Source organism: Curtobacterium sp. VKM Ac-2852 (genome assembly GCF_013205045.1).
Lineage (GTDB): Bacteria > Actinomycetota > Actinomycetes > Actinomycetales > Microbacteriaceae > Curtobacterium > Curtobacterium flaccumfaciens.
Window position 1 is genome coordinate 89,254 of record NZ_JABMLI010000003.1, and the last position, 13,767, is coordinate 103,020.

Below are 13,767 nucleotides of genomic sequence, written 5' to 3' on the forward strand. Positions count from 1 at the left end.
GGAACCAGACCTCGTGAAGATCCTCGTCACCGGCGGAGCCGGCTTCATCGGCTCGAACTTCGTCCGACGCACCCTGCAGGACGCGTACCCCGGACTCGAAGGCGCCGAGGTCGTCGTCTACGACGCACTGACCTACTCGGGCAACCTCGAGAACCTCGCCCCGGTCTCGGACTCCCCCCGGTACACGTTCGTGCAGGGCGACATCCGCGACGCCGCGAAGCTCGACGAGGTGATCCCCGGCATCGACGCGATCGTGCACTTCGCCGCCGAGTCCCACGTCGACCGGTCGGTCCGCGACTCCGGCATCTTCGTCGAGACGAACGTCGTCGGCACCCAGCGCCTGCTCGACGCGGCGCTCCGTCACGGCACCGAGCGCTTCGTCCACGTGTCCACGGACGAGGTCTACGGCTCCATCAGCGAGGGGTCGTGGGACGAGGAGCGCCCGCTCGAGCCGAACTCGCCGTACTCGGCGTCGAAGGCCGGCAGCGACCTGCTCGCCCGCAGCTACCACCGCACGCACGGGCTGAACCTCTCGATCACCCGCTGCTCGAACAACTACGGGCCCTACCACTTCCCCGAGAAGGTCATCCCGCTCTTCGTCACGAACCTCATCGACGACCTGCACGTCCCGCTCTACGGCGAGGGCAACAACATCCGTGACTGGCTGCACGTCGACGACCACACCCGCGGCATCGCGATGGTCCTGACCCGTGGTCGCGCCGGCGAGATCTACAACATCGGCGGCGGCACCGAGCTGACCAACAAGGAGCTGACGCAGCTGCTCCTGGACGCGACCGGCAAGGACTGGTCGTACGTCGACCGCGTCGCCGACCGACTCGGCCACGACCTGCGCTACTCGGTCGACATCTCGAAGATCAGCAGCGAGCTCGGCTACGAGCCGCAGGTGCCGTTCGAGCAGGGCCTCGCCGACGTCGTGCAGTGGTACCGCGACAACCGCAGTTGGTGGGAGCCGCTCAAGGAACGCGCCGCCCTCTCCTGAGCCGCCGCGGCCCAGGAGCACAACGGCGTGCTCCTGGGCCGACCCCTGCCCGACCGCCACCCCCGACACGGAAGCGACACCATGACCCGGTACCTCATCACCGGCGCCGCCGGCATGCTCGGCCACGACCTGCAGCACGCCCTGGCCGGCCGCGACGTCACCGCCCGTTCCCGTGCCGAGCTGGACATCACCGATCCCGAGGCCGTCGACGCCGCGGTCGCCGGGCACGACGTCGTGATCAACTCGGCCGCCTACACGAAGGTGGACGACGCGGAGACCCACGAGGACACCGCGACCGCGGTGAACGCGGACGGGCCGGCGTTGCTCGCCGAGGCCGCGGTGCGGCACGGGGCCAAGCTCGTGACCATCTCGACGGACTACGTCTTCGACGGCAACGGCACCGCTCCCTACGCGGAGGACGCCCCCACGGACCCCCTGAACGCCTACGGCCGGTCCAAGGCCGTCGGTGAAGCCCGCGTCCGCGCGATCGCGCCGGACTCCTCGTACGTCGTCCGGACGGCGTGGATCTACGGCGCACACGGACCCAACTTCGCCGCGACCATGCTCCGGCTCGCGGCGTCCCACGACACCGTGAGCGTGGTCACCGACCAGGTCGGGCAGCCCACCTGGACCGGAGACCTGGCCGCACGCATCGTCGAGCTCCTCGACGCCGAGGCCCCCGCCGGCATCTACCACGGCACGAACAGCGGTCAGGGCTCGTGGTACGACTTCACCCGGGCGATCTTCTCCGAGAACGGTCTCGACCCGGAGCGCGTCCTGCCGACCGACAGCGGTGCCTTCGTCCGTCCGGCACCCCGCCCGGCGTACAGCGTGCTCGGCCACGACGCCTGGTCGCGCGCGGGCCTCGCCCCGATGCGCGACTGGCGCGAGGCGTTGCACGCGGCGACCGAGGCCGGGATCTTCCGCGCATGACCCAGCCGTCCACCCTGGTGGTCGGCGCCGGCGGGTTCCTCGGCGGTGCCGTGCACCGGTCACTCGTCGGTTCGGGGGCAGCGACCATCGCCGCCCGCGTGCCGTGGGACGACCAGGACGCCGCCGTCGAGGCACTCGTCGACGCCTTCCGCTCGGTGCGGTCGCAGCCCGGCCGCTGGCGCGTGCTGTGGTGCGCGGGCACCGGGGTCGTCGCCACCGGAGCCGACGTCTTCGACGAGGAGCAGCGCCTGATCGCCCGGGTCCTCGACGCGACCCGGGACGACCCGTCCGGAGACGGCACGCTCTTCTTCGCGTCGTCGGCCGGAGCGGTCTACGCCGGCAGCGCCGAACCGCCCTTCGACGAGGGGACCGAACCGCTCCCGCTGGCTCCCTACGGCCACGCGAAGCTCGCCGCCGAGGCCCAGTTCCGGACGTGGGCCGCCGAGACCGGCACGCGCCTGGTGGTGGGGCGGATCTCGAACCTCTACGGCCCGGGCGCGAACCTCGGCAAGCCACAGGGGCTCGTCTCGCAGCTCACCCTCGCCCACCTCGAGGGCCGGCCGTCGTCGATCTACGTGCCGATGTCGACCACCCGCGACTACCTGTACATCGACGACGCCGTCGACATGGTGCTCCGGACCATCGACCTCGTCGAGCAGGGTCCCCCTGCGGCCGCGGTCACGAAGATCCTGGCCTCCGGGCAGCCGGCGACGATCGCCGACGTCATCGACGCGGTCGAGCAGGCGATCGGCAGCCGCCTGGACATCCGCGAGGGCGCCGACCCCTCGGCCACGTTCCAGGGGCTCGACCTCCGCATGCGGTCCGAGGTGCTGCCGCAGGTCGGCGACCGCACCTTCGTCCCGTTCCCCCAGGGGGTCGCGACGACCGTCGAAGCCATCCGCGCCCGTCGCGCACCCATCGGGGCCGAACCCGCCGAGCAGTAGGATCGCCGCATGCGTGATCGCCCCGCGGGCCGCATCGGGTCGTTGGACGGACTCCGTGGCGTCGCCGCCGCCGTCGTCCTGATCCACCACGGACTCCTCGTGGTGCCGACGCTCTCCGACGGCAACAACGGCCAGCCGATCCCGGCGAACCGCGCCTGGCTCGTCGACACGCCCCTGCACGTGTTCTGGGCCGGCGGCGAAGCGGTCTTCGTCTTCTTCGTCCTGAGTGGTTTCGTGCTGACGCTCCCCGCACTCCGCCGCGCACAGGACTGGATCGCCTACTACCCGAGCCGCCTGCTCCGGCTCTACATCCCCGTGATCGCCTCGGTCGGCCTGGCGCTGGCCCTGTTCCTGCTCGTCCCCCGGACCCCCGAAGCCGGGGCCTCGGGCTGGCTGCTCCGGCACGTCGAACCGCTCACCGCCGGCGGCCTGCTGGGCGACCTCACCCTGGTCGCGCCGACCCGACTCAACAGTCCGCTGTGGTCGTTGACGTGGGAGGTCGCGTTCTCCCTCCTGCTGCCGCTCTTCGTGCTCATCGCGAAGGCCACGCACCGGGTGTGGTGGCTCACCGCGATCGCCGCGCTCCTGCTCTCGGCACTCGGCCGGCAGTACCGCGAGGACTGGCTGATGTACCTGCCGATGTTCCTGCTCGGGTCCGCCCTGGCCGCTGGGTGGGAGCGGATCCCCGAGATCCGGCGTGGCCCGGGCTGGGTCCTCGCCGTCCTGGCGGTGCTCGGCATCACGTTCGAGTGGTGGCTCCCCCGCTCCCTGGTCGGCATCCACGTCCCGATGGTGGTCCTCGCCTCGGCCGGGCTCATCGTCCTGCTGTGCGGGAAGTGGCTGCCGGCGGAACGCGTGATGCTCGGACCGGTCCCCCGGGCGCTCGGACGGCTCTCCTTCAGCCTGTACCTGGTGCACGAGCCGATCACGGTGTCGGTCGCCTACCTGCTGCCCACCTCGGTGCCGTGGCTCACGATGCTCGTGGCCATCCCGGTCGCCGTCGTGGTCGCCGGGCTCTTCGCCCGGCTCGTCGAGCTGCCGGCGCACCGGCTGGCCAAACGGGTCGCACGGACGATCACCGCGCGACGCGGACGCGTCGGCGGCCCGCCCGCCCGCGCCGACGACGCACGGCTCCCGGACGACGACCGCCGCGCAGCCTGACGGACGTCAGGCTGCGCGGGACCGGGACACAACGAGTCTGCGGGCCTGGAGGCGCGTGACGGCGCCGCCACGCGCCTCCAGGCCGCCCTGTGGTCGCGTCACCTCGTCGAGGGGACGCTCCCGGCTACCGGGCGCGTGCGGCGGTGAGCAGGGTGCGGTACCGGTCGCCGACGGCGCCGACGGTGTGTGCCGCGGCGGTGTCGGCCGCGGCATGGCCGAGCCGCTCGGCCAGCGCGGGATCGGCGAGCAGGCGGTCGATCGCCGCCGCGAGCGCGCGGGCGTCGCCGGGTTCGACGAGCAGTCCGTTCACGCCGTCCTCGACGACGTCGACGATGCCGGGGACCGCCGAGGCGACGATGGCGCAGCCGGCCGACATGGCTTCGAGGAGCGCCACCGGCAGGCCGTCGCGGTCGCCGTTGGCGGCCGGCACCGACGGGTAGAGCGCGATCGCCGCCTTCGCGTACTCGGACGCGAGCGCTTCCTTCCCCTGCGCGCCGAGGAACGTCACGGCCGAACCGGCACGGGCCTGCAGCTGGGCGCGCAGCGGACCGTCCCCGACCACGGCCACCTCGGTGGGCTGCTCGGCCATGCGGTCGAGGGCGTCGAGGAGGACGGTCGCGCCCTTCTTCTCGACCAGACGGCCGACGAAGAGCACCCGGCCGGGCACCCGGGTCTCGCGCTCGACGGCGCGCGTGATCGGGTCGAGGTCGACACCCATCGGGACGACGTGCACCTGGTTGTCACGGGCGCCGAGCTTCCGGAGTTCGCGCGCCATGTCGGTGCTCATGCAGGTCACCGATGCGGCGCTGCGGATGACGGACCGCTTGACGGCCTGGAGGACCGGGTGGCGCAGCGCGTACAGGTCGCCGCCCAGCGTGGTCACGACGCGGGGCAGGTCGCCGAGCACGACGCGGCCGACGGCTCCCTGCGGGATGATCCAGTGCAGCAGCGCGACGTCGGGCTGCGAGCGGCGGCGCTCTCGGCCCAGCGCGGCGGCCATGGACACGAAGAAGAACGGGACCTGCAGCCAACGGGACTTCTTCGCCCGCAGGTTGTCGACGATCGCGCCGTCCGCCAGGTCACGCCAGCGCGACGGGAAGTAACCGAACCGACGGACCTCGACGTCCCCGATCCGCTGGTGCGCGCGGGCACCCTTCGTCATCGGGGCGACCACCACCACGCGGTACTCGTCCGACAGGGCCGTCGCGAGGTCGAGCACGAAGCCGGGCGTGCCGTCGCCGGCCTCGGCGGGGAAGGTCGACGCAGCGACGAGCAGGGTCGGGCGGAGTTCCGGATCGGGTCGCATCCAGCGCGCTCCCTTAGAGTTGTCGGTCGATGGACGCACAACAGCCTACGGGGTCGGCCGCGGGGTCCCCGGACCCGCTCGACACCTCCGCCGACGCCGCGATCGGCGCCGTCCCCACGACCGGACGGCGGGCCCGTGTGCTCACCGTCGTCAAGTGGGTGGCGGCCGTCGTGGCCCTCGCGTTCCTGGTCTGGAGCATCGCGCGGCAGTGGGACGCCATCAGTCGCGACTTCGTGCGGCTCGACGCCGGCACGATCGTCCTCGGGGTCGCCGCGACGATCGTCGCCCTCGTGGCGAACATGCTCTCCTGGCGGGCCATGATGTCGGCGAGCGGGTTCCGGGTGCGCCTCGCCGCGGCGTCCTCGATCTTCTTCGTCGGGCAGCTCGGCAAGTACATCCCCGGCGGCGTCTGGTCCATCGCCGCTCAGGCCGAACTCGGTCGCGCACACGGCCTGCAACGCACCGGCAGCGCCGTCGCGGCACTGGCGTCGATGCTCGTGAGCATGGTCACCGCGGCCGTCGTCGGGATCGTCGCGGTCCTGCTGGCCTCCTCCACCGGGTTCGCGACGTTCTGGTGGCTCATCCCGCTGATCGTGGTGGGGCTCGTCTGCCTGACCCCGCCGGTGCTCGGCCGCCTCATCGCCGTCGCGTTCCGGATCCTGCGTCGCCCCGCCCAGGACACCACCCTCACGTGGACGGGCACCGTCATGTCGCTCGTCTGGTCGCTCGTCATGTGGCTGGCGTACGGAGTCCAGGCGACCCTCGTGCTGCGGGTCTTCGGAGCCGACTCGCCCACGCTCTTGCCGGTGGCCGTCGGCGCGTACGCCGTCGCCTGGCTCGTGGGGTTCGTGGTCGTCATCGCCCCGGCGGGCATCGGGCCGCGCGAGGGCATCCTGGTCCTGCTCCTCGGCAGCGTGGCCGGTGGATCGGCGCCGTTCGCCCTCGCCGTCATCAGCCGGGTCTTCATGACCATCGGGGACGTCGTGCTGGCCGGGGTCGGCGCACTGCTCGCGGCGCGCCACCGCCGGAAGACGGCCGCCGCCGCGCTGGGCGGTGGCGCTCCGGGAGCGCCCCGTGCCGACTGATAGGGTCGGCGTTCGGCCGCGCCGCGCGCACGGCAGCACCACGAGGAGGCGCACCACATGACAACGCTCCACGTCATCGTGGACCAGGTCGTCGCCCCGGTCCCCGGAGGCATCGGTCGGTACGCCGAAGAGCTCACCCGCCACCTCATCGAGCACGCCCCCGCCGGCTGCGAGGTGTCCGGCGTCGTCTCGGCGGTGGGCCGCGACGAACTCACCCACATCCGGACCCTGCTGCCCGGGCTCGCCGACCTCGACCGGCTGCCGCTCCCGCGCCGCGAGCTCTCCCTCGCCTGGCAGGGCGGGATCGTCGGCAGCCTGGCGAAGGGCATGGTGCACGCCCCGAGCGTGCTCGCCCCGTTGGTCCGGCACGACCGTTTCCAGGACCCGGGCCGGCAGACCGTCGTCACCGTGCACGACACGGTCCCGTGGACCAACCCCGAGACCCTGACGCCGCGCGGCGTCCACTTCCACAAGGCGATGGTCAAGCGTGCGTGGAAGCACGCCGACGCCGTGGTGGTGCCGACCCACGCGGTGGCGAGTGCGCTCAACGAGATCCACCGGTTCGACGACCGGCTCCGGGTCATCGGCGGAGCGCCGAGCGGGCGGCTCCGGCTGCCCGTCGACGCCGATCTCCGCGCCGAGCGGCTCGGGCTGCCGGAGCGGTACGTGCTGGCCGTCGGCACGCTCGAGCCACGGAAGGCGCTGGGATCCCTGATCGAGGCGATGGCGCACCCCGACGCGCCGACGGACATCCCGCTCGTCATCTCCGGCCCGGACGGTTGGGGCGACGTCGACGTGTACGGCACGGCGGAACGAGCCGGTCTCTCGCGTGACCGGGTGAAGGTGCTCGGGCGGATCGACGACGCCGACCTCGCCGTGGTCTACGACCGGGCCACCGTGTTCGTGTTCCCGAGCCTGGCCGAGGGGTTCGGGCTGCCCGTCATCGAGGCGATGAGCTTCGGCACCCCGGTCGTGCACTCGGACGACCCCGCCGTGTCCGAGGTCGCCTCCGACGCCGGTGTCACCGTGGCCATCGGTCCGAAGGAGTCCTACCCGGAGCGGCTCGCGCAGGCCGTCTACCAGGTGGTCAACGACCCCCTGCTCGCCGGGCAGCTGGCCGTCGCCGGCCCCGATCGCGCACGCATGTACGACTGGAGCGACTCCGCCGCCGAGACCTGGCAGCTGCACGCCGACCTCTGACGGCGTGCAGCTGCCCGTCCGGCGGTCAGCCCGTGTACGAGTAGGTCGTGACCCAGTCGATGTACAGGTGGCCGACCCCGCCCCAGTTGCCCACCTGGAACATGTAGCGGTGCGCGGTGGTCGGGACGTCCGTGGTGACCGTCTTGATGACCTTCCCGTCGAGCGAGTACGACACGGACTTCCCGGGGATCCACTCGATCGAGTAGGTGTGCCACGAGCGCCACGTCGTCCCGGTGCTCAGGCTGGTCGCCGTCGCTTCACGTCCGGGCGTCATCGAGTGGTGGTGCAGCATCGGTGCGGACTCGAAGTTGGCCTCCGGGTAGTCGATCTCCCCGTCCGACCACTTGTCCGACGTCGGCCACAGCATGAAGGCGGCACCGTTCCCGTTGCCGCCGGCGGCCATGGCGCGCACCGTGAACTTCCCGCCCTTGTGTCCCCATGCGCCCGTGGGCGAGCCGAACGTGCCGGCTGATCCGCGCTTGCCGTCGAGACGGACGTCCATGTTCCCGTTGATCGCACTGATCTGCGTCCCCGAGTAGTACATCCCGCCCGTCCCGTCGGGGTAGGGCTGCCACGACTTCGCGTAGGACGCGGCGAACTTCCCCTTGGCCGCCGCGGTCGTCCGGAAGTCCTCGCGGAACGTCTGCTTGAACTTGCCGATGTTCCCGACCGGCGCGGATGTGTTCGCTGCTGAGGCGGCGCTCACCTGACCGAACGGCCCGGCGACCAGCACGACTCCCAGGAGCACGACGGAGAGTGCGGCTCTCGTGATCGCGCGATTCTGCATGAGCTGTCACTCCCTGACATGACGATTCGCACCCGTTCCCGTGGGTGCCGGACGGCCGGCCCTCGGCCGTCCGGGGTCCACGGTAGTTGCGTTGTCCATCCTGCGCGGGGGGTTGACTTCGCCAGGGCGTCCCCAGTACGAGGGGTGCCGAACGGTACGGGGAGCGCAGCGGACGTCAGAGGGAGTCGCGGAGGCGCGCGGCCTTCTCCTCGACCAGGCGCTCGAGTCCTTCGGCGTACTCCGTGAGCCGCGCCGCGACACCGGGCTCGGAGGACCCGATGATCCGCGCGGCGAGCAGTCCGGCGTTCGCCGCGCCGTTGATCGCCATCGTCGCGACCGGGATGCCGGCCGGCATCTGGACGATCGACAGGAGCGAGTCGAGTCCGTCGAGCCGTGCCAGCTGGACGGGCACGCCGATCACGGGCAGCGTCGTCATCGAGGCCACCATGCCGGGCAGGTGGGCAGCCCCACCGGCACCGGCGATCACGACCCGGATGCCCCGCTGGGCGGCACCCCTGGCGAAGCGGGTCATCTTGTCGGGCGTGCGGTGCGCGGACACCACGTCCGCCTCGAACGGGATGCCGAGCTCGGCGAGGATGTCGGCCGCGGCCCGCATGGTCGGCCAGTCGGAGTCCGACCCCATGATGATCGAGACGAGCGGCTGTGCTGGGGCTGCGGAGTCGGTCACACGCCGAGCCTAGCCGAGCAGCACCCGCCGCCAGGTGTCACCGTCACGGCCGATCGTTCGCTCGTCGCGGACCCACCGCTCGGCCCGTTCGTCGGGCGCCCCACGCTCGACCGCGCCGCGGACGGCTACCCGCCAGGCGTCGACGTCGTCGGGGACCCCGACCGCTCCGTACCGCTCGGCCACGGCGTACGACGGCCGGTCGGAGACCACGGCCGGCAGCCCGAGTGCCGTGTACTCCAGGAACTTCAGGTCGCTCTTCGCGCGATTGAACTCCTCGTCGCGCAGCGGCGCGACCCCCGCACGCCAGCGCGCGCGGTGGGCGACGAGCCAGCGGGAGAACGCCGGGTAGTGCCCGTCGGGCACCTCGAGCCGGCGGAACCAGCCGGCGTCGCCGTCCTCGGTGACGCCGATGACCTCGAGCCGGATCGGGGTGCCGTCGGCGGTGGCCAGGTCGGCGAAGACGTCCCGGAGCAGTTCGAGGTCGGCGGCGTGGGTGAGCGTTCCCATGTACAGCACGCGGTGCTCGCCGGCCGGCCGTTCATCGTCGTCCTCGGTCGCACCGGAGGTCCACAACCCCGGGTCGAGGGCGTTCGGCACGACCACGACGTGCCGGGCGACCGGACGCACCACCTCGGCGAGCTCCGGCGTGCTCACGATCACGGTGTCGGCGCCGCGCACCAGGGCGTCGATGGAGGCCAGGCGGTCCGGGTCGTACTCGGCACGGGCCAGTCGTGCACGGCCGGACACCGTGAAGAAGTCGTCGTCGACCTCGGCCACCACCCGGATCCCCCGCCGCGCCGCGGTCTCGAGGAAGGGCTGCACGACGGTGCGCGGCAGGACGTCGCGCTGCACGAGGACCGCGGTGTACGCGGTGGTGTCGGCGCCCGCGACGAAGGCCACGGGATCGACCTGTCGGACCTCGGCGGCACCGGCGGCCGACAGGTGCTCCACCCGGCGCACGACGCGCACGTGGGCGGACGCGGGGTGAGCACCGCCCCCGCCCGCGACGACGTACCCGAGGACCGGCAGCGGCACGGCCGGAGTGGCCGTCGCCTGCTGCTGCTCGGGCTGACGCTCGTGCTCGGCATCTGGACGCGGCGCACCGAGGACGGCGCGGCGGAGCCGACGGACGGCCCGGCGGACGAGATCACGCGGCATGGCGCCATTCTTGCGCACCCGCCGGACGGTCGCAGCCGCACCCGCCCAGGCGACCGCTCCGCTCGCCCTCGCGGTCGCGGTCGCGGTCGCGGTCAGCGCACCTGCACCGTCGCGCAGCCCAGCGACGTGTCGCCGCCCTTCCCGATCCCGACCGCGGTGAGGCACACCGATCGCTTCCCGGACGCGACCGACACCGACCCGGTGAACCCGTGGTGCTCGCCGCCGCCGTGGACACGGTCGACGTCGCTGCGCTGCCGGTCGGCGACGAGACTGCCGACGACCCGGCCGCCGACGCTCACCCGGACCGTGACCGGACGCTGCACGGCGTCCCGGTCGAACGCCCACCCCCGGACGCTGACGCGGCCAGCCGATCCCGGCGACGCTGATTCGCTCCGACCGACCGGGGCCGCGACGGGCACCGTGACGCTCCGGCACGGGCTCGCCGTCCGGTCCGCGCCGCCGTCGATGTTCCGGGCGATCGCGCACACGGTGTGCTTCCCCGCCCCCGAGGCCACGATCTCGGCGAACCCGTGCGCGGGACCGGCGCCCCAGGTCCGGTCGACGTCGGGCCGGGCCCGACCAGCGGCCCGGGACGCGACGACCCGTCCGTCGACCGTGAACGCGACCGTGCTGGCCGTGTCCGGAGCGTCCCCGTCGAACGCCCAGCCCGTCACGGCGACGCCACCGACCGCGACGGTCACCGACTCGAGGCCGACGTACGGGTCGTGCCGGAGGGCACGCACCTGCACGCACCCGAGCTCGGCGTCGGACCCCGCTCCGATGTTCACCGCGGTGACGCAGACCCGGCGGAGGCCCTCGGCGGCCGGCACCGCGGTGTCGAAGCCGTGGGGCTCCCCGACGCCGTACGCCGCGTCGACGTCCGGGCGGGTGCGGTCCGCGCTCAGCACGCCTGCGGCGACACCGTCCACCGTCGCCCGGACCCGGACCGGCTGCGTCGGGTCGTCCTCGTCGAAGGCCCAGCCGCGCACACGGACTCCGCCGCCGGCACCGACGACGGCCTCGAGCACACCGCGCGGGGCCAGGTCGGCGGTGGGCACCCCGAGCCGGGCGTTCGCGACCAGCGCCTGCGCGTAGGAAGAGAACCACTTGCCTGCAGCCGGGGCACCGTTGCAGGTGCCGTCGCTCGCGCCGGGGGTCTTCACCCACAGCAGGGCGTCGAGCGCCGTGCCGTCGGACACCACCCGGGGCGAGGTGCCGAGACCGGCACCTGGCCCGTTGCACCAGGTTCCGCGCCAGCCCTGCCCGTTGCGCGAGGTGTCGATCACGTAGTGCGAGCCCCCGGTCGCGGCGGACACCTTCTGCGCGTACGCCTGCTCCTGCGCGGTCGGGTAGTAGTTCGCGACGTTCGTGAAGAACCCGCGGGCCTGCTGCACGCCCGCACTGTTCAGCCGCGACGCCATCAGCGCCGGCTGCACCCAGTTCGAGTTGCCGGCGTCCAGGTAGGCGGGGACCCCGGCGGCGGTCAGCCCGGCGACGGTGCGGGACAGGATGCGGTAGCGCTGCTCGTCGAGCGCGGTGCTGCACTTGGCGTTGCTGAGCATCGCGAGCGAGTCCGGTTCGACGATGACGGCTGCACGGTGCCCGGCGAGCGCCGCGGTGACCTGGTCGACCCAGGCGTCGTAGGACCGCTCGTCGAAGCCCCCGGCGGAGTACCCGCCGCAGTCGCGGTCCGGGATCGCGTAGAGCACGAACACGGGGGTGGTGCCGGACTGCTCGGCCCCGGTGAGGGCGGTGCTGATCGTCTTGGTCAGCTGCGTCCCCTGGCTCCAGTCGCCGAGCCAGGTGGCGACGGGGTGGCCGGCGATGGTCCCCGCCGCAGCGGCTCCGGCCGGGTCGGTGGCGGCGAGGGCGGCCTGCGCCTTCGCGGCCTCGCTCGTCGGCGACCGGTACGGCCCGGCGCCGTAGAGCGACGCGGACGTGGCCGAGCGGATGGTCGAGGCCGAGGTCGCTGCGGACGCGGACGCGGTCGGCAGCAGGCCGGCGACGGCTGCGACGAGGGCGACGGCGGCGCCGCAGACGGCGGCACGGCGCGGACGGCGGCGCATGGGGACTCCCTGGACGGTGGGCACGGACCGTTCCAGGGGAACACGCGGTCCCGACCCCCGCCAGCCTCCCGACCGGGTGCCACCCGAGGGGGTGTCCGCAGAGCGGCCGACCAGTGCGTCCCGCACCCGTGACGCCACTGGAGGCCCGTGGCGGCGTCGCCACGGGCCTCCAGTGACGTCATCCGGTCACGTCGGTGACGCGACCTCAGTCGTCGAAGTGCGCTGCGGCCGCGCGGGCGCGGTACACGACGTCGTCGACGTCGTCACCGAGCACCGTGACGTGCCCGATCTTCCGGCCGGGCCGGGGCGCCTTGCCGTAGAAGTGGTACTTCGCCTCGGGGAAGGCCTCGAGCGCTGCGGGGTACCGGGCGGCGAGGTCGCCGTCCGCGGGTCCGCCGAGCACGTTCACCATGACGGACGCCGGGGCGAACGAGCCGGTGGCTCCGAGCGGCAGGTCGAGGACCGCTCGCAGGTGCTGCTCGAACTGGCTCGTGGTGGCGCCGTCGATGGTCCAGTGCCCGGTGTTGTGCGGACGCATCGCGAGCTCGTTGATCAGGATGCGTTCGTCGTCGGTCTGGAACAGCTCGACGGCCAGCACGCCGGTCACCCCGAGTTCTTCGGCGATGCTGACGGCGATCGACTCGGTCAGGTCGGCGATCCGGCCGGCGCTGTCCGGAGCGGGCGCGATGACCTCGGCGCAGACCCCGTCGCGCTGCACGGTCTCGACGAGCGGCCAGGCGACGACCTGCCCGGAGGGGCGGCGTGCCACGGACTGCGCGAGCTCGCGGGTGAAGGGGACGAGTTCCTCGACCAGGAGGGCCTGGTCGCCGCCGGCCTCGGCCACGGCGATGAACCAGTCGTCGACGTCGGACGCGTCCGAGACGACCCGGACGCCCTTGCCGTCGTAGCCGCCCCGCGGCGTCTTGACGACGGCTCGGCCACCGTGCTCGGCGAGGAAGGCACGGAGTTCGTCGGGACCGTGCACGGCGGCCCAGTCGGGCACCGGCAACCCGAGGTCGCTCAGCCGGCGGCGCATGGTGATCTTGTCCTGGGCGACGGCCAGCGCGTCCGGACCGGGGTGGACCGCCACGCCCGCGTCGACCAGGCTGCGCAGGACGTCCTGCGGCACGTGCTCGTGGTCGAAGGTCACGACGTCGACCTGCCGGGCGAACTCGAGCACCGTGGCGGCGTCGTGGTAGTCGCCCTCGGCGGTGGCGGCGATGCCTGCGGACATGCCCGGCCCCTCGGCGAGTACCCGGATGTCGATCCCCAGTTCGACCGCGGCCGGCACCATCATCCGTGCCAGCTGTCCCCCACCGATGACCCCGACGCGCAACGCCATGCTGTGTGATCCTTCCGGCGTTCCCACCGCATGGTGTGAACGCGTTGTCTACAATCGCTGTTCGGGTCGCGCTCTGCACGACCGGTCACAACTCTAC

Annotated in this window: 12 protein-coding genes; 6 read left to right on the top strand and 6 right to left on the bottom strand. The window is 72.8% G+C overall.

Annotation, left to right across the window (positions count from 1 at the left end; all coding sequences use genetic code 11):
* The first annotated feature begins 13 nt into the window (after positions 1-13).
* The 4 genes from rfbB (at position 14) to HQQ79_RS11560 (ending at position 4,038) form a co-directional block, all read left to right on the top strand.
* Positions 14-1,000, top strand: a complete 987-nt coding sequence (gene rfbB / locus HQQ79_RS11545; RefSeq protein ID WP_027466479.1) for a dTDP-glucose 4,6-dehydratase — start codon at positions 14-16, stop codon at positions 998-1,000.
* Between the two features lie 81 nt (positions 1,001-1,081).
* Positions 1,082-1,933, top strand: a complete 852-nt coding sequence (gene rfbD, locus HQQ79_RS11550; protein ID WP_173034466.1) for a dTDP-4-dehydrorhamnose reductase — start codon at positions 1,082-1,084, stop codon at positions 1,931-1,933.
* Positions 1,930-2,877, top strand: coding sequence for an NAD(P)-dependent oxidoreductase (locus HQQ79_RS11555; protein ID WP_173034468.1), 948 nt, complete (start codon positions 1,930-1,932; stop codon positions 2,875-2,877). The genes rfbD and HQQ79_RS11555 overlap by 4 nt, the downstream gene beginning before the upstream one ends.
* A 9-nt stretch (positions 2,878-2,886) precedes the next feature.
* Entirely contained in the window at positions 2,887-4,038 is a 1,152-nt protein-coding gene (locus HQQ79_RS11560; protein WP_173034469.1) for an acyltransferase, read from the top strand.
* Positions 4,039-4,162: 124 nt separating this feature from the next.
* Here HQQ79_RS11560 and HQQ79_RS11565 read toward each other — a convergent pair whose 3' ends face one another.
* Complete coding sequence (locus HQQ79_RS11565) at positions 4,163-5,344, bottom strand: glycosyltransferase family 4 protein (protein ID WP_173034471.1); 1,182 nt, start codon at positions 5,342-5,344, stop codon at positions 4,163-4,165.
* Between the two features lie 29 nt (positions 5,345-5,373).
* On the opposite strand from HQQ79_RS11565, the gene HQQ79_RS11570 reads away from it, so the two are divergent.
* The gene (locus HQQ79_RS11570) at positions 5,374-6,429 is read left to right on the top strand and encodes a YbhN family protein (RefSeq protein ID WP_173034473.1); all 1,056 of its coding nucleotides are present in this window, start codon (positions 5,374-5,376) and stop codon (positions 6,427-6,429) included.
* A gap of 57 nt (positions 6,430-6,486) precedes the next feature.
* Entirely contained in the window at positions 6,487-7,629 is a 1,143-nt protein-coding gene (locus tag HQQ79_RS11575; protein ID WP_071244218.1) for a glycosyltransferase family 1 protein, read from the top strand.
* Positions 7,630-7,654: 25 nt separating this feature from the next.
* Here HQQ79_RS11575 and HQQ79_RS11580 read toward each other — a convergent pair whose 3' ends face one another.
* From HQQ79_RS11580 to HQQ79_RS11600, 5 genes are all read right to left on the bottom strand, one after another.
* A complete protein-coding gene (locus tag HQQ79_RS11580; RefSeq protein WP_173034475.1) occupies positions 7,655-8,416 on the bottom strand; it encodes a family 16 glycosylhydrolase in 762 nt (253 codons plus the stop codon).
* Positions 8,417-8,591: 175 nt separating this feature from the next.
* Positions 8,592-9,059, bottom strand: coding sequence for a 5-(carboxyamino)imidazole ribonucleotide mutase (gene purE / locus HQQ79_RS11585; protein WP_071244222.1), 468 nt, complete (start codon positions 9,057-9,059; stop codon positions 8,592-8,594).
* Between the two features lie 54 nt (positions 9,060-9,113).
* Complete coding sequence (locus HQQ79_RS11590) at positions 9,114-10,262, bottom strand: hypothetical protein (RefSeq protein ID WP_173034477.1); 1,149 nt, start codon at positions 10,260-10,262, stop codon at positions 9,114-9,116.
* Positions 10,263-10,354: 92 nt separating this feature from the next.
* Positions 10,355-12,328 carry a glycoside hydrolase family 6 protein gene (locus HQQ79_RS11595; RefSeq protein WP_173034479.1) on the bottom strand — a complete coding sequence of 658 codons (1,974 nt, stop codon included), beginning with the start codon at positions 12,326-12,328 and terminating at the stop codon, positions 10,355-10,357.
* A gap of 205 nt (positions 12,329-12,533) precedes the next feature.
* A complete protein-coding gene (locus tag HQQ79_RS11600) occupies positions 12,534-13,670 on the bottom strand; it encodes a 5-(carboxyamino)imidazole ribonucleotide synthase (RefSeq protein WP_173034481.1) in 1,137 nt (378 codons plus the stop codon).
* Between the last annotated feature and the right edge of the window lie 97 nt (positions 13,671-13,767).

Excerpts from the sequence above, each read along its gene's own strand:
- rfbD (WP_173034466.1), top strand. The coding sequence starts at position 1,082 with ATGACCCGGTACCTCATCACCGGCGCCGCCGGCATGCTCGGCCACGAC.
- HQQ79_RS11555 (WP_173034468.1), top strand. The coding sequence starts at position 1,930 with ATGACCCAGCCGTCCACCCTGGTGGTCGGCGCCGGCGGGTTCCTCGGC.
- HQQ79_RS11560 (WP_173034469.1), top strand. The coding sequence starts at position 2,887 with ATGCGTGATCGCCCCGCGGGCCGCATCGGGTCGTTGGACGGACTCCGT.
- HQQ79_RS11565 (WP_173034471.1), bottom strand. The coding sequence starts at position 5,344 with ATGCGACCCGATCCGGAACTCCGCCCGACCCTGCTCGTCGCTGCGTCG.
- HQQ79_RS11570 (WP_173034473.1), top strand. The coding sequence starts at position 5,374 with ATGGACGCACAACAGCCTACGGGGTCGGCCGCGGGGTCCCCGGACCCG.
- HQQ79_RS11575 (WP_071244218.1), top strand. The coding sequence starts at position 6,487 with ATGACAACGCTCCACGTCATCGTGGACCAGGTCGTCGCCCCGGTCCCC.
- HQQ79_RS11580 (WP_173034475.1), bottom strand. The coding sequence starts at position 8,416 with ATGCAGAATCGCGCGATCACGAGAGCCGCACTCTCCGTCGTGCTCCTG.
- purE (WP_071244222.1), bottom strand. The coding sequence starts at position 9,059 with ATGGGGTCGGACTCCGACTGGCCGACCATGCGGGCCGCGGCCGACATC.
- HQQ79_RS11590 (WP_173034477.1), bottom strand. The coding sequence starts at position 10,262 with ATGCCGCGTGATCTCGTCCGCCGGGCCGTCCGTCGGCTCCGCCGCGCC.
- HQQ79_RS11595 (WP_173034479.1), bottom strand. The coding sequence starts at position 12,328 with ATGCGCCGCCGTCCGCGCCGTGCCGCCGTCTGCGGCGCCGCCGTCGCC.
- HQQ79_RS11600 (WP_173034481.1), bottom strand. The coding sequence starts at position 13,670 with ATGGCGTTGCGCGTCGGGGTCATCGGTGGGGGACAGCTGGCACGGATG.